Origin of the sequence: Polaromonas sp. (assembly GCF_029945925.1) — a bacterium.
GTDB lineage: Bacteria > Pseudomonadota > Gammaproteobacteria > Burkholderiales > Burkholderiaceae_C > Polaromonas.
Genome location: NZ_JAQSDN010000044.1, coordinates 168,654 through 188,645 on the forward strand (window position 1 = coordinate 168,654; position 19,992 = coordinate 188,645).

Here is a 19,992-nt window from a genome sequence, read left to right on the forward strand (position 1 = left end):
TGCCATTTATTTCGTAGCGAGGACCGCAGGATTCAAGGGCGTCAACGGCTTTTTATCCTTGAAGAATCCGATCAGGTTGTCAGCCGCCAGCATGGCCATGGCCATGCGGGTGGGCACCGTGGCACTGGCAATGTGGGGCGTCAGCACAACGTTGGGCACCGTCAACAGGTCGGGATGCACCGCGGGTTCGCCCTCAAACACATCAAGGCCCGCTGCGGCAATGCGCCTGTCGCGCAGCGCTGCAGCCAGCGCGGCATCGTCCACAATGCCGCCGCGCGCAATGTTGACCAGCGTCGCCGTCGGTTTCATCAGCGCCAGCTCGGCAGCGCCTATGGTGTGGTGCGAGGCCGGTGAATACGGCAACACCAGCACCACATGGTCGGCCGTCCGGAGCAGCTCTTCCTTGCTGACGTAACCCGCCTTGCACTCGGCTTCCAGCGCAGCGTCCAGCCGGGAGCGGTTGTGGTAAATCACCTTCATGCCAAAGCCGTGAGCGCCGCGCCTGGCAATGCCCTGCCCGATGCGACCCATGCCCAGCACGCCCAGCGTGCTGCCGTGGATGTCGGAGCCGGCAAACATGTCGTAGCTCCACTTGCTCCACTTCCCGGCACGCAGGTAATGTTCGCTTTCGGTGATGCGTCGGGCCGTGGCCATCAGCAGCGCAAAACCGAAGTCGGCGGTGGTTTCGGTCAACACATCGGGTGCGTTGGTGGCCAGCACACCAGCCGCCGTCATGGCATCGATGTCGAAGTTGTTGTAACCCACGGGCATGTTGGCGCAGATCTTCAGTGTCGGGCAGGCGGCCAGCACGTCGGCGTCGATGCGGTCGCCACCGGTGGTGAAGGCCCCGTCCATGCCGCGCAGCTTGTCGATCAGTTGGTCTTTCGACCAGGTTTCGTCTGCCTGGTTGGCATGCACCTCGAAGTGCTGCTGCAAATGTGTGATGACTTCAGGAAAGATGGCGCGGGCGACGAGAATGTTGGGTTTGCTCATGGGGTTTCTTCAATGTGTTGAAAGGAAATTTACCGGAACCAGATCAGTAGTGTCCCAACGTTTGCATATCAGGACGTCGTAAGTTAATGATTTACTTGTTGAATTTGGTGTTTCAGTCTGGTCTCGATTTGAACGTTGAAAGCCAGACTGTCGGTTTTTTGCGGGTTTTCGCCCCAAACCGCCATGCACCAAGGCAAGCTCGTATTTGCGCAACTCATGCTCTACCTGCCACTGAGCACGTTTCGGCGCTGTGTGGCCGATCATCGGGGCGAACACAAGGTCAAGGACTTCTCTTGTCTGGATCAGTTCTTCGCCATGGCCTTCGCCCAGCTGACCTACCGCGAGTCCTTGCGCGACATCGAAGTCAACCTGCGTGCACAGGCCCGTCGGCTGTACCACATGGGGTTTCGCTGCCAGACGATTTCGCGCAACACCTTGGCCAATGCGAATGCCACACGCCCGTGGCAAATCTATGCGGACTTCGCCCAACACCTGATTGGCCTGGCGCGACCTCTGTACGCCATGGAGCCGTTTGGACTGGAGCTCGACGCGGCGGTCTACGCCTTCGACGCCAGCACCATCGACCTGTGCCTGTCGGTATTTGCCTGGGCGCCATTTCGTTCGACCAAGGCTGCGATCAAGCTGCATACGCTGCTGGACTTGAGAGGCAATATCCCCAGTTTCATTCACATCACCGACGGCAAGACGCACGAGGTCAATGTGATGGACGATTTGGTGCTGGAGCCAGGGGCGTTCTATTTGATGGATCGGGGCTATCTGGATTTCGCCCGCCTGTTCGTGATTCACGAGGCGCAGGCCTTCTTTGTGACCCGCGCCAAGAGCAACACCAAATTCAAGCGACGCTACTCGCACCCGGTGGACCGGATCAATACGACGGTGATCTGCGATCAGACCGGCGTGCTGACGACGTATTCTTCGAGCAAGGACTATCCCACGACGCTGCGTCGGGTGGTGGTCAAGGACGAAACGGGCAAGCGCCTGGTTTTTCTGACCAACAACTTTGCCTTGAAGCCGCAATTGATCGCCGACTTGTATCGCCAGCGCTGGCAGGTGGAGTTGTTCTTCAAATGGATCAAGCAGCACTTGCGCATCAAGGTGTTCTTTGGCACCAGCGAGAACGCGGTGAAGACGCAGATCTGGATTGCCATATCGACCTACCTCTTGATCGCCATTGCGAATAAGCGTTTGCATCTGGATCATCACAGCCTGTATGAAATCCTACAAATCCTGAGTCTGTCCATGTTTGAAACAATCCCTATAAATCAACTACTTACGCCACCCTCGACAAATTCAGAGTCGGATTTCGAGCCCAATCAGCTCGTTCTCCTCTGAAGAACGTTGGGACACTACTGGAACCAGATGAAAGTCATGACGATGAACAGCGGGATCAGCACCACGCCCGACCAGGCCATGTAGCCGAAGAAACTCAGGCATCCTGACGCCGCGGTCTTCGGCAATGGCCTTGACCATCAGGTTGGGCGCGTTGCCGATGTAGGTGTTGGCGCCCATGAACACCGAACCGGCCGAGATGGCTGCCAGCGTCGGTGCCAGTGTGGTCATCAGGGTGGCGGGGTCGCCGCCTGCCGTGCCCGCCAGTGCCGGGCCGAACAGCACGGCGAAGGGCAGGAAAAACGCCAGGGTCCAGGCCGCCGACACCTTGCCGAAATGGTGGTGCCAGAACGATGGAAGCAGCAGCGGCATCACGGCGATCGACAGCAGCAGGCCCGCAAACGGAATGCCCCAGAGCGGCGACAGCAGGCTGCCGTCAAAGCCCGCCGCCATGGCCCAGCCAGGCAGAATGGACAACAAGGCCGCCAGCGCGAGCCAGCGCAGTTTTCTCATGAGGTCTCCTGTTTTTTTAGGTGCGGCCGGACGGCTGCCTGCGCCCACATGCGGCCGCGCACGCCCGCGTATTTTCCATCTCATGCAATGTCAAAAACCTGACGCAGGTAAGCCAGGTATTTCTCGTCATCACACATGTTCTTCGACGGCGTGTCGGATAATTTGGCTACCGGCTGGCCGTTGCAGCGCACCATCTTGATGACGATCTGCAGGGGTTCATAGCCCAGATCATTGGTCAGGTTGGTGCCGATGCCGAAAGCGAGCTGGCAGCGGTCCCGGAACTGCTGGTACAGCTCGATGGTGCGCGGCACCGTCAGGGCATCACTGAAAATCAGCGTCTTGGTCCTGGGGTCGACCCGGTTCTTGCGGTAGTGCTCGATCAGGCGCTCGCCCCAGGCGAACGGGTCGCCGCTGTCGTGACGCGCGCCGTCGAACAGCTTGCAAAAATAGAGGTCGAAGTCGCGCAGGAAGGCGCTCATGCCATACACATCGCTGAGCGCAATGCCGAGGTCGCCGCGGTACTCCTTGGCCCAGGACTCGAAGCCGAACACCTGGCTGTCGCGCAGACGCGGACCCAGGGCCTGGCAGGCCTGCAGGTACTCGTGCGCCATGGTGCCCAGCGGCGTCAGGCCCAGCTTCATGGCAAACAGCACATTGCTGGTACCGGCAAACTGGCCGGCACTGCCGGCGCCCAGGCGTGCAATCAGCGTGCGCAGCACTTCTTCGTGCCAGGCCTGGCCAAAGCGGCGGCGAGTGCCGTAGTCGGCGATCTTCAGGGTGGTCAGGCCTTCGGCCTTCAACAGCCCGATCTTGGCGTCCAGGCGCTTGCGCCCTTCCATCACGTCGGCGAGCTTTTGCGTGTTGCGGAAATAGACCTCGTTGATGATGGCCAGCACCGGGATCTCGAACAGGATGGTGTGCAACCACGGCCCTTCGATCACGACCTCGATTTCGCCCGAGGGCAAGGCCTTGACGCTGACGTATTTTTCGTTGAGGTGAAACAGCCCCAGGAAATCGACAAAATCGCTCTTGATGAAACGCATGCCGCGCAAGTAGGCGAGTTCGGCATCCTGGAAGTGCAGGCCGCACAAGGCGCGGATTTCCTCCCGGATTTCACTGACATAAGGCGCCAGGTCGCTCACGCCAGGCGCGCCGGCGTTGCGGCACTTGAAGCGGTACTCGACCTGCGCACCGGGAAACTGGTGCAGCACGACCTGCATCATCGTGAACTTGTAGAGATCGGTGTCCAGCAGGCTGGTGATGATCATGGGCATTTCCGTAAATTCATTTTTCGGGCGAGTTGCGGCGTTGCGCGGTGCTCGGAATCCTCATGCACCCAAGTGCATTCCGGTATCCTCCGCGCCGCGCGCCTCGCACTTCATCCCAAAAAACTGAGTTTCTGGAAGTGCCCAGGCCGCGTGGAATCACAGAATACTCAGCCCAGAAAATCGACTTCGAACAGCAGCGTGGCGTTGGGCGGAATCACGCCGCCCGCGCCGCGTGCACCGTAACCGAGCTCGGCCGGAATGACGAGACGGCGCGTGCCGCCCACCGACATGCCCTGCACGCCTTCATCCCAGCCCTTGATGACCTGGCCGGCACCGAGCGAAAACTCGAAAGGCTGGCCGCGGTCCTTGCTGGAGTCGAACTTGGCGCCCTGCACGCCGTCGTTGTAGAGCCAGCCGGTGTAATGCACCTTGACGTTCTGGCCGGCCTTGGCGATCGCGCCTGTGCCCAACACAGTGTCTTCGTACTGCAGGCCGGAGGGAGTGGTGTTCATAGGGGGCTTTCTGTAAAAAATGGAAACGACGCTGTTTGGCGCCAACCCCTGACTTTACCGCGAAGCCGGGGCGGGCTGTGGCGGCAAGCGGCTGCAGCATTCAGAAGTTGCCCCGGCATGAGGGTATTGCCGGGCAAATGCCGCGCACCGCAAGGGACATGTTTTTTCGCGCAAATTCACGCTATCCTTGACTGGTATTTCACCAACATACCAGCGATATGCACAAGAATTTGAACTTCACCAACGAGACCACCTTGGTGGACAGAGCGCGCAGGGAACTGGAAAGACGTTTTGTTACCCTCCTGCTGCCCCCGGGTTCTGTCTGGACCGAGGGTTCCCTGAGCGAACTACTCGATATCGGCAGGACGCCAGTTCGCGAAGCCGTCGCCGGCATGGCCATGGACGGGCTCGTGACCGTGATTCGGCGCGCAGGTATCGTGGTAACCGAAATCTCGGTCGAGGACCAGATGGCGGTGCTCGACGCCCGGCGGGTGCTGGAAAAGCTGGTGTCCATCCGTGCATCGGTTCGGTGTACCGACGACGAACGCAACCAACTGCTGGAGATGGCGGACGGCATACAGCAGGCTGGAGAGACGCAACAGGTCGAGGATTATTTGCAGTTCCACTTCCAGATCAAGCGTTTTGTAGCTCAGTGCGCCCGCAACAAGTTTGCCGAACGCGCCCTGCGCCCCTTGCACACACTGTCCCAGCGTTTTTATTTTGCCCATCACCGAGCGTTCAACAACCTCCCCGTGGTGGGCCCCGCACACGCCGCATTGACCCGGGCCATCGTTGCCCGCGACGAAGCGCAGGTGGCGCGCCAGTGCGACCATGTCAGCGACATCGCCGACCAGTTCACGCGGGATTTGCTGGGCACCCGAGACAACATTAAAGCCTAGTGAAAACCCTGTAGTTTTTTTTTGGCACTGTAATATATTACTGATATTGGTTCAAATATACCAATGATGATCCGCGTTCTTTTACCTTCAACCCAGGAGACAACAATGACCACATTTAATCGACGCAAGGTGCTGCAGGCGGTTGCCGCGTCTTCCACTGCGCTGATTGCCGGCATGCCCGCGATCGTTCTCGGCCAGAAAGCGACCAAATGGCGGGTGCAGACCCTCTGGGGTGCTGGCGAAGACACCTTCAAATATTTCGAGGAATTTGCCGATAAGGTGAAGGTCAATACAGGCGGCCGGCTTGAGATTCAGACCTTTGCGGCCGGCGCGGTCGTGGGCGCCTTCGAGACCCTGGACGCCGTCAGCCAGAACGTGCTGCAAGGGCAATCCACCTATCCTGGTTACTGGGCAGGCAAGGAGCCGGCATTGGCCGTCATCGGCGACTTCGCCTTCGGCTACCGAACGCCTGAGCAGCAAAACCGCTGGTTGTACGAAAGAGGCGGCATGGACATGCTGCGCAAGGCCTACCAGCGCTTCAACGCCTACACCGTGGGCGCCACCTGGTGGGGCGTGGAATCCCTCACGTCGAAAAAGCCGATCCGCCGCCCCGAAGACTTCAAGGGTATCAAACACCGTGGCGCGCAAGGCATTGCAGCTGAAACCATCGCCAAGATGGGCGCATCCATCGTGGTTCTGCCCGGCGGCGAAGCCTACTCGGCCCTCGAGAAAGGCATCGTAGACAGCGTGGACTGGTCAACGCTGTCGGTCAATGCCAAGGTCGGTTTCTTCGAAGTCGCCAAGTACGCAACCTTCCCTGGTTTTCATTCAATGCCCATTCAGGATTTCACCGTCAACACCAGCGCATGGAAAAGCCTGCCGGACGATGTCAAGCAGATCCTGGATCGCACCTGGCGCGAATTTTCCACCACCCAGGTCGCCCGCATTGCCGATAACGACAAACGCGTAGCGGAAGAAGTCAAAAAGAAAGGCGTTGAACTGGTCGCTTGGTCGGACGCCGACCTCACACGTGCGCGCCAGATTGCACAGGGTGTCGTTGATGAGTGGGCCGCCAAGGGCGCGCTCGCCAAACAGGCTGCCGACTCCCAGCGCGCGTTCCTGCGTGAACTGAAGCTACTGGCCTGAGAAGCATGAACCACTATGTCCGTTTCGTTGGGCATGTGAACGAATGGGTAGGCCGGATTTCCGGCCTGCTCATCGTCGCCGTTGTTCTCATCATCCTCAAAGAAGTCATAGGCCGGGGCGTGTTCAACGCGCCCTCACTGTGGGCCGACGAGTCCATGACCTACCTGGCCGGCATGGCCTATGCGCTGGGCGGCGGCTTCACCCTGCTGCATCGCAAGCATGTGATCGTCGATCTGGTGTACCAGCCCATCGCCGACCGCGGCGGCAATCTTAAAAAGGTCGTCGACGTCATCGCCTTCGGCCTGTTTTCGATCTATTGCCTGACGCTGGTCTATTTCGGATGGGAGCTGGCCATCGCCTCGATTCGCGAACACGAGGGAAGCGGCACGCTCTGGAATCCGGCCCTGTGGCCCGTCAAGCTGGCCATCCCGGTCGCAGGCGCCCTGCTGTTGCTGCAAGGCTTCGCCAATCTGCTGGTCGACCTCGGCCTTGCCTCAAAACCCGCTCCGGAAACCGACCATGGCCGTTGATACCCTGACCCTTCTTTTGTTCCTGGCGCTGGTCTCGGCGCTGGTGGTGGGCGTACCCATCGCATTTGCGACCGGCGCCATCGCCGTGGTTTTCGGCGTCTGGCTGTTCGACATCAACACGCTGAACCTGATCGTCAGCCGCGTCTTCACGCTGATGGGCAACCAGATTCTGGTGTCCGTGCCCCTCTTCATCCTGATGGCCATGGTGCTCGAAAAAGCAGGCATCGCCGAAGACATCTTCAAGGCCGCCTACGTCTGGTCGGGCCGCATCCGGGGCGGTCTGGCTGTCGCGGTGATCATCTCGTGCGCACTGATGGCAGCCATGGTCGGCGTGATCGGCGCGGAAATCGTGACCATGGGTGTCGTGGCCCTGCCGGCCATGCTCAAGCGCGGTTACGGCAAATCGCTGGCGCTGGGCTCCATCTGCGCGGGCGGCGGACTGGCCACGCTGATTCCTCCCAGCGTGGTGCTCATCATGTATGCGCTGACCACAGGCACGTCCATCGGGCAGCTGTACATGGCGGGCATCCTGCCAGGCCTCATGCTGGCCGGGTTTTACATCATCTACGTGATCACGATCTCCTATCTGAAGCCGGAGATCGCTCCCGCGGCACCACCGGAGGAGATCAACATTCCCCTGATGGAAAAAATCGGCTACCTCAAGAAGCTGATCCTGCCCGGCGCAGTCGCCTTTGGCGTACTGGGTTCGCTGTACATGGGCATTGCGACGCCTACGGAAGCGGCCGGCATCGGTGTTGCCGGTGCAGTGATCGCCGCCGCCGTGAACAGGCGCCTGACCTGGGCGGGCATGTCCAGCGCCGTCGTGGAGACCACCAAGGTCACCTGCATGCTGTACTGGCTCTTCTTCGGCGCTTCCGCGCTGATCGGCATCTACACCATTGCCGGCGGCACGCAGTACCTCAAGGACCTGATCGCCGGTCTGCCCATCGGCAAGTGGGGCATCCTGCTGGTCGTCAACGTGATCTGGATTGTCCTCGGTTGCATCATCGACTGGATCGGCATCCTGCTGCTGACCGCCCCGATTTTTGTGCCGGTGCTGGTCGCCCTGGGATTCGACCCGATCTGGATTGGCGTGTTGTTCTGCATGAACATGCAGATCTCCTACATCACCCCGCCCTTCGGGCCGGCCGCCTTCTACCTCAAGGGCGCGGCGCCGCCGGGAATCACGATGGGCGACATCTTCCGCTCCGTCTGGCCTTTCATCGGCATCCAGGTACTGGCCCTGCTGACACTCGTGGCCTTCCCGGAAATCGCGCTGTGGTTGCCGCGAACCATGCTCAACAACTGAAAGGGACCCTCATGGCGAGTCAATCGCAATTGCTGGACAAACGTCCCGCAGAAACACTCACGACCGATGTGCTGGTTGTCGGCGGCGGCGCAGCCGGCCTGGCGGCCGCGTGCACCGCGGCGCGGCAAGGCCTGAAGGTCACCCTGCTCGAGCGTTACGGCTTTTGCGGCGGTGCCGCGGTAGCCGGCCTGTCCGGCACCGTCTGCGGCCTCTATCTGGCACGCCCCGGCGCGGCCGGCAAGCCGGAAAAAATTGTCTTCGGCTTTGTGGACGAATTCATCGCAGCGATGAATGCAAGAAGCGGCCTGACCGGACCCGTGCGTTACGGCGACACCTACACGCTGGTGCACGAGCCGCTGGCCTGGCGCGAAACCGGCGATGAGCTGGTGCAACGCCATGGCGTGCAGGTGATCTACCACGCCACCGTGATCGGCGTGCACATGGACGGCGGCGAACGCGTGGAAGGTGTGCGGGCCTACACCAAACAGGGCGCCATCGACATCCGTGCACGGATCACCATCGACGCCAGCGGTGACGCTGACCTGTTTGCCATGGCCGACCTGCCGACAAACGTCGGCATGGACGGCAAGGTGCAGAACCCCACCATGATTTTTCGCATGGACAATGTGGACGTTTCCCGCTTCCTGACGACTTACGGCAGCGACGCCATCATGCCCGACGCTGTAGCTAAAGCCATCATCGAAGCCAACGCGGCAGGCGCCTACAAACTGCCGCGCGCCAAGGCCTTCCTGTTTCCCACGCCGCGTGAAAACGAACTGCTTTGCAATTGCACGCGGGTGATAGGGCGCGACGGGCGCGAACTCAATCCGCTGGTAGCGTCCGACCTCACCGAGGCGGAGATCGAGGGCCGCCGCCAAGCACGCCAGTACTGGAAGTTTTTTCGCGCGAATTTGACGGGCTGCGAAAACGCCACGCTCAACGACACCGGTGTGCAGGTCGGCGTGCGCCAGACCCGCCAGATCGTCGGCATGGAGACCCTGCAAAACCAGGACGTGGAAACCGGGCGCAAGCGCACTGATGCGATTGCCCGCTCCGCCTGGCCCATCGAGCTGCACAGCGGCGTCAAGCCACGGCTTTCCTGGCTGTACGAGGACTACTACGACATCCCGCTGGGCTGTTTTGTGCCGCTTCGGGGCGAGGCACTCCTGGCGACAGGCCGCTGCCTGAGCGCGCAGCATGAAGCCATGGCCTCGGCGCGCGTCACGGCACAGTGCTTCAGCTATGGCCACGCAATTGGCCATGCCGCCGCCCTGAGCGTGACGGAAAACATCGCGGTGCGCAACCTGCACGCCTCGGACGTGCGAACACTTTTGAACAAAGACGGAGCTTGCCTTGATACATGAAGAATTAAAACTGGACACGCGCGGCCGGGTCGCCGTGCTCAGCATTGACCGCCCCACCCGCCGCAATGCCCTGGGCGACGACCTGGTAGCCCACATGCGCCGGGTGTTCCATGAACTGGACGCGGACGACCGGATCGGCGCCGTTGTTCTCACGGGCCAGGTACCCGGTTTCTGTGCCGGCAGCGACCTCAAGGAACTGGGAGCCATGTCGCTGGACGAGATGTGCGCGCACGAAGCCCGCACCGCCTCCTTTTGCCGTGAGTTGGGCATGTTGCGCAAGCCGGTGATCGCCGCCGTCGAGGGATTTGCGCTGGGTGGCGGCTTTGTGCTCGCAGCCAGCTGCGATGTGGTGGTCACCGCACGCACCACCCGCTGGAACCTTCCGGAGGTGGAAATCGGCTGGATTCCTCCTTGGGGCATCGAGACCCTGATCAACCGTGTCGGACGTACGCAAGCCAGGCAACTGGTTTGGGGCGGTACGCCTTTTCACGGAGAAGAGGCCTTGCGTCTGGGACTGGCCGATCACCTTGCAGAAGACGGCGCAGCACTTGAATGTGCCATCGACGTGGCGGCCTCCTACGCGCGCCTTCCGCAGGAAGCGATTGCCGCGACCAAACTGTATTTCGCGTCCCACGGCGCACCCAACGGCGAAAGCGGCGACCTCCTGGCTTCGCATTTTTTCAAAGACAACTGTCGCCATGCCACTGCGCAGGCGACCCTCAGGAAATTTGGAGTGAAAGTATGAGCAAGATTTGCTCGGTGGAAGAAGCAGTTTCGGTCGTCAAAAGCGGCGATGCCGTGGCCAGCGTCGGTGTCATCGGATGGATCACCCCCGACGCGCTGCTCAAGGGCCTGGCAGACCGGTTCAAGGCCTCGGCCGAACCGCGCGATGTGACGTTTTATTTCCCTTGCGGCACCGGCGATGCCATGGCGATCCGGGGCATGGACCACGTGGCCGTCGAAGGCCTCATGAAACGCATCGTGTCGGGATCCTATGTGAACCCGGTTGATCCCGTGACCGGTAAGCGCCCCGAGCTGATGCGCCTGATCCGTGAAAACCGCATCGAAGCCTACAGCTGGCCCATAGGCGCCAGCATGCACTGGCTGCGTGAAGTGGCGCGTCGCAGCCCGGGTTACCTGACGAAGATCGGCCTGGACACCTATGCAGACCCGCGCCAGAGCGGCGGCAAGTTCACCACACTCGCCAAGGACGACCTGATCAAGCGCGTCGAATTCGAGGGCCAAGACTACCTGTTCTACCCGAGCTGGCCGCTCAACGTGGGCTTCATCCGCGCCTCGACCGCCGACGAATTCGGCAATCTGTCCTTCGAGGATGAGCCCATTCACTCCGCCTCGCTGCAAATTGCGCTGGCGGTCAAAGCCTGCGGCGGCACCGTCATCGCCCAGGTCCGGCGGATTGTGGAACGAGGCAGCCGTCCTGCGACCATGGTCAAGGTCCCCGGCGTGCTTGTTGACAAGGTGGTGGTAGACGAGCAGCAGATGATGACCACGCAGGTACCTTATGACGAAAGCTACCTGGGCGGAGTTCCATGGGACGGCCAGACCAATGACCGCCTGCCTTTTGGCACGGACAGGATCATTGCGCGACGCGCGGCGCTGGAAGTGCGCCCGGGTGTGACGTCCATCTTTGGTTTCGGCGCGTCATCCGATGTGCCCACCGTCCTGCTAGAAGATGGCCATTTCAGAGATGGCGGCTATCGCGACTACCAGTTCACCACAGAGCACGGACCGTTTGGCGGGCTGGTGATGAGCGGCTGGCAGTTCTCGGCCAACAAATACCCCGAAGCCCTGCTTGACGGCGTGAATCAGTTTGACTTCATCGACGGCGGCGGTTGCCCGTTTGCTGCGCTGGCCTTTGCACAGTTCGACAATGCGGGCAACGTCAATGTCTCGCGGTTTGGCCTCGCCAATCCCGGCGCCGGCGGCTTCATCGACATAGCCTACAACGCACAGGAGCTGTTGTTCACGGGCACCTTCACCACTGGTGGACTGGAAGTCGAGTTCAAGGACGGCAAGCTGGTCATCCTCAAGGAGGGCAAGGTCACGAAGTTTGTACAGAAAGCGGACCAGATCACCTATCCGGTGCGGCGCAACGTGGCCGGGCGCGGCCAACAGGCCAAGATCATCACGGAACGCGCCGTCTTCGAGGTCCGCGCCGACGGCTTGGTGCTGACGGAGCTGGCGCCGGGCATCGACCTGCAAGCGCAGGTGCTGGACCTGATGAACGGCCTGGCCGTGCAGGTTGCGCCCAACCTGCGTGAAATGGATGCAGCGCTGTTCCGTTGAAGCCGCTGCAGCGACTGCTCGCTAGTCGAGCCAGGTGGTGATGCCCTGCACCGCCTCGCGCGGCGTGTGCAGGGTGTTGACGACGGCTGTCTCATCCAGGTAGCCCAGCGCCATGCCGCAGACGAGCATCTCGTCTAGCCCGGCGCCAATGTGCGGCAGGTTGATTTTTGCAAAGCTGTTCCAGGCGGCCTGTGGGCAGGTGTGCAAGCCCCGCGCCCTGGCGGCCACCATGATGTTCTGCAAAAACATGCCGTAGTCGAGCAGGCTGCCCTGCCCCATGATGCGGTCCACTGTGAACATCAGGCCGACGGGCGCGTCGAAAAAGCGAAAGTTCCGGTTGTGCTGCGCGTGCATCTTGTCCTTGTCGATTTTTGTGATGCCCAGCAGGCCATAGAGGCTCCAGCCATTCTCACGGCGGCGCTCGATGTAGGGACTGATCCATTGGCGCGGGTAGTAGTCGTACTCCTCGCGGTACTCGGCCGCCAGCGCCGGGTTGGCGCGGATCGCGTCATGCGCCGCGCAGACCTTGCCGACCAGGCTGTCGCGGCTGGCACCCTGCAGCACATACACCTTCCAGGGCTGGGCGTTGTTGCCCGAGGGCGCGCGGCTCGCCACATGAAGAATGTCCTCGATGAGCTCGCGCGGCACAGGTTTGGGCAGAAACGCTCGCGCGGAAAAACGGCTCTCGATGGCTGCGTCCACACTGGACGGATCCTGTACGATCTTTCGGGTAGGCAACTGTGTCACTTGAGTTTTTCCAATACGGTGAGAAGCCGGGCCGGCAATGGGACGGGGCGGCGCGACTGTTTGTCGACATAGACATGGATGAAATGGCCTTTGGCGGCCGTCAGTTCGGCGGATGGGGCGCCTGGATTGCCGGAAAAAAGCCCAACCTCATACCGCACGCTGGACGAGCCGACATGCGCCACGCGGATGCCGGCGAGCACCGGTTCGGGAAAAGACAGCGGCGCGAAATAATTGCACTGTGTCTCTATGACCAGGCCGATCACGGCGCCGGCGTGGATGTCGATGGCGCCGCGCTCGATCAGGTAGCCGTTGACCGCGGTGTCGAACCAGCTGTAATACACGACATTGTTGACATGGCCGTACACATCGTTGTCGGACCAGCGCGTGCCAATCGGACGAAAGACCTTGTAGGCGCTGCGGGGTTCGGCCTGGGGACGAGTCGGGGATGTCATGGACGGCTATTTTGCCAGCAGGCCAGCGGCATTCTTCCGTCAAGCCGGGGCCGCGGGTCTGGCTTCGCCAGCCCGCAGGCGCAGCGGCCCCTTTTCAGGACAAGGGGCAGGAAGATGCCGCAGGCTCGCAGTGAGCGACTGTGGGGGCCATCTTCCAGCGTTTCCAGTACTCAAGCGCCACGCGCCAGGTAGTCATCTGCACCTGCACCGTCTCGTCGATGTTGATGCCGTAGCCGCCGGCCATGGCGAAGGCCAGCGGAATGCGGCGCTGCCAGGCCCAGTCAAACACGCGCCGGTCCCTGGCCTCCAGGCCGTCATAACTGAGCTTGAGCCGTCCCAGCCGGTCCCCTTCAAACGGATCGGCGCCAGCGAGGTAAATCACCAGGCCAGGCTCGAAGCGCCGTTCCAGCTCGTCGAGCGCATGCTCCAGCGCCTGCAGGTAAGGCGCATCGGTGCAGCCGTCCGGCAGGTCCACGTCGAGGTCGCTCGCCTCCTTGCGAAAGGGGAAATTCTTTTGCCCGTGCAGCGACAGCGTAAAAACACCCGGGTCGTTTCTGAAAATGCTGGCCGTTCCGTTGCCCTGGTGCACATCCAGGTCGATGACCGCCACCCGCAGCGGCGCGCGTTGGTTGCGTGCCCACTCCATCTGCATCTGGCGGGCCGCGACGGCCGCATCGTTGAACACACAAAAGCCCCCGCCCTTGCCCGCCGACGCGTGATGGGTGCCACCCGCCATGTTGGCGGCCACGCCTTCGGCACGACCCTGCAACCCCAGGGCAGCACGTGCCGCCGCCACCGTGGCGCCCACCGACCGGCGTGAGCGCTCGACCATCTCCGTGCTCCAGGGAAAGCCGATCTCGCGCATCTGCGCCGCGTCCAGCGTGCCGTCGGCCACGGCCTGGATGTAGGCCGGTGCGTGCGCCAGCGCCAGCTCGCCGTCGCTGGCCCGCGGTGCCACGCCCATGCGAACCTGCGGCAACTCGCGCGCCACGCGGTCGCGCAGGCGCTGGTATTTGGCCATCGGAAAGCGGTGCCCGGCCGGCAAGGGCAGGACAAAGTGATCGGCGTAGAAGGCTTGCATGACGGTCAAAAAAACAGGAAAAAGTTCCGGAACGCCAAGGGTAACTCCTAGGAAAAAAGGCGTTCCTGGGACTTGAGTTGGTTATATAAAATAACTACAGTCCATAACCATAGTTACACAAAACAACTACATCGGCGGCGCATTTTCCGGGAGACCTCTCCCTCCTGTTCAACCACATCGAGGAACGAACAATGTCATGGCTCGCATCCAGCCTGGCGGTCGGCCTGGAAGGCCTTCGCCGGCTTCGAAGCCCTGTCCGGGAGGCCAGGATGGATCAGGTACGCGAAGCCATGCTCGCGGCACTGGATAAAAGCGGAGACGACAGATTCCTGGGGCTGAAAACCCGTATCAGGCACGCAGTTGACGCGCAGCGCATGTGGGACCTGCGCAGCGAACTCATGAAAGCCCTGGCAAGCGACCAGGGAGAGGCCCGCGCGGGCGAGGAGCTGCGGCTGATCACGGGCATGTTCCGCGACATATTGCCAAAGGGCCTGGCCTCAGGTCTGGCCCATCACGCCGGTCCGGGCACGGACGCCAGAGGCAAAGGAGTTTCGGGAAAGCTTCATCAACCTGAAATAACACGGTCACAGTTTTAAAGGGAGACAAACATGTTTCGTTCAACACTCATGGCATTGATGGTGTTTGCAGGCGCCCATGCGCTTGCAGGCGACAAAGGCGTGACGCCCACCGAGATACGGCTGGGCGCATCGGCCGTTCTCAGCGGTCCATTGGGAGCCCAGACCAAGGAATACGGCGTGGGTTCGCGCCTGTACTTCGACGCAGTGAATGCGGACGGCGGCATACACGGCCGCAAGATCAGCTACACCACGCTGGACGATGGCTTCGACGTCAAACGCGCGGTGGACAACACCCGCAAGCTCATCGAGGAAGACGGCGTGTTCATGATCTACAACAGCACAGGCACAGCGCAGACGGGCGCGATCCTGCCGCTGCTGCAGGAAACCCGGACCATTGCCTTCGGGCCGGTGACGGGTGCGTCCGCGTTCCGGGACAAGTTCAACCCCTACCTCTTTCACGTGCGCGCCAGTTATGCCAATGAAGCACGGCGCATTATTTCTCAATTGAAGCAGATGGGCATTTCGCGCATTGCGGTGTTCTACCAGGACGACGGCCTCGGCAAAACCCTTCTCGCCGAATTGCGCCAGGCCGCAACCCTTGAAAAAATGAGCTTCGTCGTCGAAACAAAGATCGATCCGGCCAAACCGGATTTCGCTGCTGCGGCTGCTGCTACCGAAAAGGCTCAGCCCCAAGCCGTGATCCTGGGCACGGCGGGAAACACTTTCACAAATTACGTCAAGGCAGTCCTGCAGACTTCCGTCAAGCCGAGTTTTTATGGATTTTCCGTCGCGAGTGTGGACGTGATCAACCGCGAACTGAAGCAAGATGCGCGGGGGATCATCCTGACCCAGATCATGCCGTCGTTGCGCAACGCGACCATCCCGGCCGTGGCCGAATACCTGAAGCTCCTGCGCGAAAAATCGCCGGACGCTCGCCCTTCGGCATCGCAGTTCGAGGGGTTTGTCCACGCCAAACTGCTGGTCGAGGGTCTGCGCAGGGCTGGCCGGCAACTGAGTACGGACTCGTTCATCAAGGCCATGGAGGGAGCCGGCGAAATCAGCTTCGGCCGTTTTGTGGCGAAGTACTCGCCGCAGTCGCACAACGGGTCCACGTACGTGGAGATGGCCATCATCGACAACGAGGGGCAGTTGCGCTACTGAGTCCGGCGGGTTGCGGGACCCTTCCCCTTCAAAGCGCCGGGACATCCGGCAGACGCCCCGGCGCCCCTCCACAGCGTGGCGCTAGAGCCCGACCTCTAAAATGGTGCACTGCAACAAAAACCGCTTGCAATCCGGCGTCCAGTCCCTATACTTGAGTTATGTTGCAGTGCAGCAAACGACAAGGCAAGCCAACAGCAGATTGTCCAGCAGCGCAACTAATTGAATTCTTAACCTACTTATTGGAGATTTAAATATGTTGACCGCTGAACAAATCATGGCTTCCCACAAAGCAACCGTTGAAACCCTGTTTGGTCTGACCAGCAAGGCTTTCGAAGGTGTCGAGAAACTGGTTGAACTCAATGTCCAGGCTTCCAAGGCTGCCCTGGCTGAAACCGCCAACCACACCCAGACCCTGCTCGGCGCCAAAGACGCCCAGGAACTGCTGGCCCTGCAAGCCAGCCTGATGCAGCCCCTGGCTGAAAAAACAGCCGCTTACAGCCGCCACCTGTACGACATCGCCACCGGCACCGGTGCTGAAGTCGGCAAGGCTTTCGAAGGCCAGGCTGCTGAAGCCCAAGCAAAATTCATGGGCCTTGTCGACAGCGCCGCCAAAAACGCACCGGCCGGTTCCGAGTCCGCTGTGGCCGTGATGAAAAGCGCCGTGGCTGCCGCCACCAACGCTTTCGAGTCGGTTCAGAAAGCTGTCAAACAAGCCAGCGACATGGCCGAAGCCAACCTCACCGCAGTGACCAACACCGCCGTGAACGCCACCAAGACCGCGTCCAAAAAACGTTAATGAACTGGGCTTGAATTTGCGGCCCGAGCCGCCAGCTGATTCAAGCCGGGTTTGAAAAACTCAAACCCTACAGATTCCGGAGCCTGCTGCCGATAAGCCATTGTCGGAGCGCAGGTTCCCACCGGTTGTCTCCTCGGGTCCTTCCAGAAATCAAGTTTCACGGACCCCTTCAAAGCCTGATCGCAAGATCAGGCTTTTTTTTGGGAAAAATGGTCTTGAGCCCTTGCCAGTATTGCGCCGGCAGCTATCAAAAACAGAGCATCAACGCGCTACCGTACGCAAGGTGTCCATCTTCGCCCTGAGTGCGGGCAGCGCCGCGCGCATCGCCGCCCGTCCCGCATCGATGGCACGTTGCCGGGCCGAGAAGTCCGCGCTTTTCAGGCCGACCTGGGAAGGCTGCACCACCACATCGGCATCCTTCAACTCGTACTGGTTGATGCTTTTGCCCATGATGGCAAAGGTCTGCAGCAGGATCTGCAGCGTGCCGTCGGCCGTGTTGGCTTCGGGCGGATTGGAGATATCGACGGCAATCACCAGCTCGGCGCCCATCTGCCGCGCAAAACGCACGGGCACCGGCGACACCAGGCCGCCGTCCACATACTCGCGGCCATTGATCTTGACCGGCACAAACACCGCCGGCACGGCGCTCGATGCGCGCACGGCCATGCCGGTGTCGCCGCGCTGGAACAGCACCGGCTGGCCGCTGCCCAGGTCCGTTGCCACGATGCCCAGCGGAATGGCCATGTTTTCCATCAGCCGGCCCGCCACCAGATCGTTCACATAACGACTCAGGGCCTCGCCGCGAAACATGCCGCGGCCGAAAATCGGCAGCATCCAGTCGGTGATCGCGACCTCCTCCATGTTCAGGGCCGTCTGCTGCAGCTGCGCGCTGCTTTTGCCGCTGGCATACAGCGCCGCGACCAGGCTGCCGGCCGAGGTGCCCACCACCACGGAGGGCCGGATGCCGGCTTCTTCCAGCACCGCAATCACGCCCACATGGGCAAACCCGCGCGCCGCCCCGCCGCCCAGCGCCAGGCCGATACGCGGCGCGCGCTGGGCCGGGGTCTCGACCACCGGACCGGCGACTGGCGCCACCGTGCCGGCCGGCAGGCCGGCGCAACCGGCCAGCATCGCCAGCCCGGCCGCAGCGGCCGCACATGCTACCCCGCGACCCAGCGAGCCGGTCGCCCGGCCCACGGCAACTTTCATGATCGCAAAGCTATTGAGAATAATTCGCGTTTGTATTACACTGACTTCCATTCCAACCTTCACAGTTCGCACCATGTTGAAAAAATCCCCGATTCTGGCCACCCTGGCCGTGGCTGCCACCCTGATAGCCAGCGCAGGCGGCGTCAACGCGCAGGAACAGGTGGTCAACCTGTATTCTGCCCGCCACTACCAGACCGATGAGGCGCTTTACAGCAATTTCACCAAAACCACCGGGATCAAAATCAACCGGGTGGACGCCGACGATGCCGGCATCCTCGCGCGGCTGAAAGCAGAAGGCGCAGCCTCCCCGGCCGACGTGATCCTGCTGGTGGACGCAGCGCGGCTGGTCAAGGGCGACAGCGAAGGCCTGTTCAAGCCCATCAAGTCACCCCTGCTGGAAAAGGCGATTCCGGCGCAGCTGCGTGCCCAGGCCACGCCCGAAGGCACCACCTGGTTCGGTTTTTCCACCCGCGCCCGCGTCATCGTTTATGACAAGCTCAAGGTCAACAAAGCCGATGTCGATACCTATGAGGAACTCGCCGACCCGAAAAACAAGGGCCTGCTCTGCACCCGTTCGGGTTCACACCCCTACAACCTGTCGCTGTTCGGCGCGGTGACCGAGCATCTTGGCGCCGCCAAGGCCGAAGAGTGGCTCAAGGGCATGGTGGCCAACATGGCCCGCCCGCCCAAGGGCGGTGACACCGACCAGATCAAGGGCGTGGCCAGCGGCGAATGCGCTATCGCCATCACCAACAGCTACTACCTCGCGCGCATCCTGCGGTCTTCCGCGCCGGAAGACAAGGCCATCGCCGACAAGGTCGGTGTGGTGTTTCCCAACCAGCAGTCCTGGGGTACCCACGTGAACATCGCCGGTGCGGCCGTCGCCAGAAACGCCAAGAACAGCGCCAATGCGGTGAAATTCATGGAGTACCTGGCCAGCCCCGAGGCGCAGAACTATTTTGCCAACGGCAACAACGAGTGGCCCGCCGTCGCCGGCGTGAAGCTCAGCAACGCGGCCCTGCAGGCCATGTCGGGCGGCAGCTTCAAGTCCGAAACCATCCCGAGCAGCACGGTCGGCGCCAACCAGGTGAAGGTGCAGCAGATGCTGGACCGCGTCGGCTACAAATAAGACGCCAGCCCCAGCGCCCAATCAAAAAAGCCCGGTTCACCGGGCTTTTTTATGGGCAATTTTTATGCGTGATAATTGCCCTTGACGTTGACGTTAACGTCAACTCCGCAACATCCTCCCCTCATCATTTCCCCAAGGAACATCTCATGGACATCGCAGGCAAAGTATTCATCGTCACCGGTGGCGCATCGGGTCTCGGCGAAGGCACGGCACGCATGCTGGCGGCCCAGGGCGGCAAGGTCGTGATTGCCGACATGCAGGTTGAAAAAGGCGAAGCCATCGCCAAGGACATCGGCGGCGCCTTCGTCAAGTGCGACGTGAGCCAGGAAGCCGACGGCCAGGCCGTGGTCGCCAAGGCGGTCTCGATGGGCAAACTCATGGGCCTGGTCAACTGCGCCGGCATTGCACCGGCCGAAAAAACCGTCGGCAAAAACGGCGCGCACAACCTCGGCGTGTTCAGCAAGACCATCACGGTCAACCTGATCGGCAGCTTCAACATGATCCGCCTGGCCGCTGACGCCATGTGCAAGAACGAACCCGAAGCCACCGGCGAGCGCGGCGTGATGATCTCCACCGCGTCCGTCGCGGCCTACGACGGCCAGATCGGCCAGGCCGCCTACAGCGCCTCCAAGGGCGGCATTGTCGGCA

At 61.4% G+C, this 19,992-nt stretch carries 21 protein-coding genes and 1 pseudogene; 13 read left to right on the forward strand and 9 right to left on the reverse strand.

What is annotated here, in order from left to right:
- Positions 1-6: 6 nt before the first annotated feature.
- A complete protein-coding gene (locus PSV40_RS15940; protein WP_300539633.1) occupies positions 7-993 on the reverse strand; it encodes a D-glycerate dehydrogenase in 987 nt (328 codons plus the stop codon).
- A gap of 183 nt (positions 994-1,176) precedes the next feature.
- Here PSV40_RS15940 and PSV40_RS15945 point away from each other — a divergent pair, with 183 nt between their 5' ends.
- On the forward strand, positions 1,177-2,346 hold the full coding sequence (locus PSV40_RS15945) for an IS4 family transposase (protein WP_300539634.1): 1,170 nt from the start codon (positions 1,177-1,179) through the stop codon (positions 2,344-2,346).
- 14 nt (positions 2,347-2,360) lie between these two features.
- Here PSV40_RS15945 and PSV40_RS22875 read toward each other — a convergent pair whose 3' ends face one another.
- The 4 genes and pseudogenes from PSV40_RS22875 to PSV40_RS15965 form a co-directional block, all read right to left on the reverse strand.
- The gene (locus PSV40_RS22875; protein ID WP_366915034.1) at positions 2,361-2,426 is read right to left on the reverse strand and encodes a hypothetical protein; all 66 of its coding nucleotides are present in this window, start codon (positions 2,424-2,426) and stop codon (positions 2,361-2,363) included.
- A 67-nt stretch (positions 2,427-2,493) separates the two neighbouring features.
- Positions 2,494-2,940 (reverse strand): annotated as a pseudogene (locus PSV40_RS15955) (sodium:proton antiporter); the annotation flags it as partial.
- A complete protein-coding gene (gene pncB, locus PSV40_RS15960) occupies positions 2,937-4,124 on the reverse strand; it encodes a nicotinate phosphoribosyltransferase (protein WP_300539635.1) in 1,188 nt (395 codons plus the stop codon). The gene pncB and the pseudogene PSV40_RS15955, both read right to left, overlap by 4 nt.
- 167 nt (positions 4,125-4,291) lie before the next feature.
- The gene (locus PSV40_RS15965) at positions 4,292-4,636 is read right to left on the reverse strand and encodes an FKBP-type peptidyl-prolyl cis-trans isomerase (protein WP_096667870.1); all 345 of its coding nucleotides are present in this window, start codon (positions 4,634-4,636) and stop codon (positions 4,292-4,294) included.
- A 218-nt stretch (positions 4,637-4,854) separates the two neighbouring features.
- On the opposite strand from PSV40_RS15965, the gene PSV40_RS15970 reads away from it, so the two are divergent.
- The 7 genes from PSV40_RS15970 to PSV40_RS16000 all read left to right on the forward strand — a co-directional run bounded on the left by PSV40_RS15970 (position 4,855) and on the right by PSV40_RS16000 (position 12,191).
- A complete protein-coding gene (locus tag PSV40_RS15970; protein ID WP_300539637.1) occupies positions 4,855-5,535 on the forward strand; it encodes a GntR family transcriptional regulator in 681 nt (226 codons plus the stop codon).
- 63 nt (positions 5,536-5,598) lie between these two features.
- A complete protein-coding gene (locus PSV40_RS15975) occupies positions 5,599-6,681 on the forward strand; it encodes a TRAP transporter substrate-binding protein (RefSeq protein ID WP_300539639.1) in 1,083 nt (360 codons plus the stop codon).
- 5 nt (positions 6,682-6,686) lie between these two features.
- Positions 6,687-7,211, forward strand: a complete 525-nt coding sequence (locus PSV40_RS15980; protein WP_300539641.1) for a TRAP transporter small permease subunit — start codon at positions 6,687-6,689, stop codon at positions 7,209-7,211.
- Positions 7,201-8,520, forward strand: coding sequence for a TRAP transporter large permease subunit (locus tag PSV40_RS15985; RefSeq protein WP_300539643.1), 1,320 nt, complete (start codon positions 7,201-7,203; stop codon positions 8,518-8,520). Before PSV40_RS15980 ends, PSV40_RS15985 begins: the two co-directional genes overlap by 11 nt.
- Before the next feature lie 11 nt (positions 8,521-8,531).
- A complete protein-coding gene (locus PSV40_RS15990) occupies positions 8,532-9,884 on the forward strand; it encodes an FAD-dependent oxidoreductase (RefSeq protein ID WP_300539644.1) in 1,353 nt (450 codons plus the stop codon).
- Complete coding sequence (locus PSV40_RS15995) at positions 9,874-10,629, forward strand: enoyl-CoA hydratase/isomerase family protein (RefSeq protein WP_300539646.1); 756 nt, start codon at positions 9,874-9,876, stop codon at positions 10,627-10,629. Before PSV40_RS15990 ends, PSV40_RS15995 begins: the two co-directional genes overlap by 11 nt.
- Positions 10,626-12,191: a CoA-transferase gene (locus tag PSV40_RS16000; RefSeq protein ID WP_300539648.1), complete on the forward strand. Its 1,566-nt coding sequence runs from the start codon at positions 10,626-10,628 to the stop codon at positions 12,189-12,191. Before PSV40_RS15995 ends, PSV40_RS16000 begins: the two co-directional genes overlap by 4 nt.
- Before the next feature lie 21 nt (positions 12,192-12,212).
- Here PSV40_RS16000 and PSV40_RS16005 read toward each other — a convergent pair whose 3' ends face one another.
- From PSV40_RS16005 to PSV40_RS16015, 3 genes are all read right to left on the reverse strand, one after another.
- Positions 12,213-12,938 (reverse strand): nitroreductase, encoded by a 726-nt coding sequence (locus PSV40_RS16005; protein WP_300539650.1) that lies wholly within the window; start codon positions 12,936-12,938, stop codon positions 12,213-12,215.
- Positions 12,935-13,390 carry a thioesterase family protein gene (locus PSV40_RS16010; RefSeq protein WP_300539652.1) on the reverse strand — a complete coding sequence of 152 codons (456 nt, stop codon included), beginning with the start codon at positions 13,388-13,390 and terminating at the stop codon, positions 12,935-12,937. The genes PSV40_RS16005 and PSV40_RS16010 overlap by 4 nt, the downstream gene beginning before the upstream one ends.
- Positions 13,391-13,484: 94 nt before the next feature.
- The gene (locus PSV40_RS16015) at positions 13,485-14,471 is read right to left on the reverse strand and encodes a histone deacetylase (protein WP_300539654.1); all 987 of its coding nucleotides are present in this window, start codon (positions 14,469-14,471) and stop codon (positions 13,485-13,487) included.
- A gap of 269 nt (positions 14,472-14,740) precedes the next feature.
- Here PSV40_RS16015 and PSV40_RS16020 point away from each other — a divergent pair, with 269 nt between their 5' ends.
- The 3 genes from PSV40_RS16020 (at position 14,741) to phaP (ending at position 17,006) form a co-directional block, all read left to right on the forward strand.
- Positions 14,741-15,067 carry a hypothetical protein gene (locus PSV40_RS16020; protein ID WP_300539656.1) on the forward strand — a complete coding sequence of 109 codons (327 nt, stop codon included), beginning with the start codon at positions 14,741-14,743 and terminating at the stop codon, positions 15,065-15,067.
- A 12-nt stretch (positions 15,068-15,079) separates the two neighbouring features.
- On the forward strand, positions 15,080-16,210 hold the full coding sequence (locus PSV40_RS16025) for an ABC transporter substrate-binding protein (RefSeq protein ID WP_300539658.1): 1,131 nt from the start codon (positions 15,080-15,082) through the stop codon (positions 16,208-16,210).
- A 253-nt stretch (positions 16,211-16,463) separates the two neighbouring features.
- Positions 16,464-17,006, forward strand: coding sequence for a TIGR01841 family phasin (gene phaP, locus PSV40_RS16030; RefSeq protein WP_293592351.1), 543 nt, complete (start codon positions 16,464-16,466; stop codon positions 17,004-17,006).
- Positions 17,007-17,267: 261 nt separating this feature from the next.
- Here phaP and PSV40_RS16035 read toward each other — a convergent pair whose 3' ends face one another.
- On the reverse strand, positions 17,268-18,137 hold the full coding sequence (locus PSV40_RS16035) for a patatin-like phospholipase family protein (RefSeq protein ID WP_300539672.1): 870 nt from the start codon (positions 18,135-18,137) through the stop codon (positions 17,268-17,270).
- A gap of 151 nt (positions 18,138-18,288) precedes the next feature.
- Here PSV40_RS16035 and PSV40_RS16040 point away from each other — a divergent pair, with 151 nt between their 5' ends.
- Both PSV40_RS16040 and PSV40_RS16045 read left to right on the forward strand, forming a co-directional pair.
- Positions 18,289-19,344 carry an extracellular solute-binding protein gene (locus tag PSV40_RS16040; RefSeq protein ID WP_300539660.1) on the forward strand — a complete coding sequence of 352 codons (1,056 nt, stop codon included), beginning with the start codon at positions 18,289-18,291 and terminating at the stop codon, positions 19,342-19,344.
- A 146-nt stretch (positions 19,345-19,490) separates the two neighbouring features.
- Positions 19,491-19,992, forward strand: a 502-nt coding sequence (locus tag PSV40_RS16045; RefSeq protein WP_300539662.1) for an SDR family NAD(P)-dependent oxidoreductase, incomplete at its 3' end; no start/stop codon positions are given.

Excerpts from the sequence above, each read along its gene's own strand:
- PSV40_RS15940 (WP_300539633.1), bottom strand. The coding sequence starts at position 993 with ATGAGCAAACCCAACATTCTCGTCGCCCGCGCCATCTTTCCTGAAGTC.
- PSV40_RS15945 (WP_300539634.1), top strand. The coding sequence starts at position 1,177 with ATGCACCAAGGCAAGCTCGTATTTGCGCAACTCATGCTCTACCTGCCA.
- pncB (WP_300539635.1), bottom strand. The coding sequence starts at position 4,124 with ATGATCATCACCAGCCTGCTGGACACCGATCTCTACAAGTTCACGATG.
- PSV40_RS15965 (WP_096667870.1), bottom strand. The coding sequence starts at position 4,636 with ATGAACACCACTCCCTCCGGCCTGCAGTACGAAGACACTGTGTTGGGC.
- PSV40_RS15970 (WP_300539637.1), top strand. The coding sequence starts at position 4,855 with ATGCACAAGAATTTGAACTTCACCAACGAGACCACCTTGGTGGACAGA.
- PSV40_RS15975 (WP_300539639.1), top strand. The coding sequence starts at position 5,599 with ATGATGATCCGCGTTCTTTTACCTTCAACCCAGGAGACAACAATGACC.
- PSV40_RS15980 (WP_300539641.1), top strand. The coding sequence starts at position 6,687 with ATGAACCACTATGTCCGTTTCGTTGGGCATGTGAACGAATGGGTAGGC.
- PSV40_RS15985 (WP_300539643.1), top strand. The coding sequence starts at position 7,201 with ATGGCCGTTGATACCCTGACCCTTCTTTTGTTCCTGGCGCTGGTCTCG.
- PSV40_RS15990 (WP_300539644.1), top strand. The coding sequence starts at position 8,532 with ATGGCGAGTCAATCGCAATTGCTGGACAAACGTCCCGCAGAAACACTC.
- PSV40_RS16000 (WP_300539648.1), top strand. The coding sequence starts at position 10,626 with ATGAGCAAGATTTGCTCGGTGGAAGAAGCAGTTTCGGTCGTCAAAAGC.
- PSV40_RS16010 (WP_300539652.1), bottom strand. The coding sequence starts at position 13,390 with ATGACATCCCCGACTCGTCCCCAGGCCGAACCCCGCAGCGCCTACAAG.
- PSV40_RS16015 (WP_300539654.1), bottom strand. The coding sequence starts at position 14,471 with ATGCAAGCCTTCTACGCCGATCACTTTGTCCTGCCCTTGCCGGCCGGG.
- PSV40_RS16020 (WP_300539656.1), top strand. The coding sequence starts at position 14,741 with ATGGATCAGGTACGCGAAGCCATGCTCGCGGCACTGGATAAAAGCGGA.
- PSV40_RS16025 (WP_300539658.1), top strand. The coding sequence starts at position 15,080 with ATGTTTCGTTCAACACTCATGGCATTGATGGTGTTTGCAGGCGCCCAT.
- phaP (WP_293592351.1), top strand. The coding sequence starts at position 16,464 with ATGTTGACCGCTGAACAAATCATGGCTTCCCACAAAGCAACCGTTGAA.
- PSV40_RS16035 (WP_300539672.1), bottom strand. The coding sequence starts at position 18,137 with ATGCTGGCCGGTTGCGCCGGCCTGCCGGCCGGCACGGTGGCGCCAGTC.
- PSV40_RS16040 (WP_300539660.1), top strand. The coding sequence starts at position 18,289 with ATGTTGAAAAAATCCCCGATTCTGGCCACCCTGGCCGTGGCTGCCACC.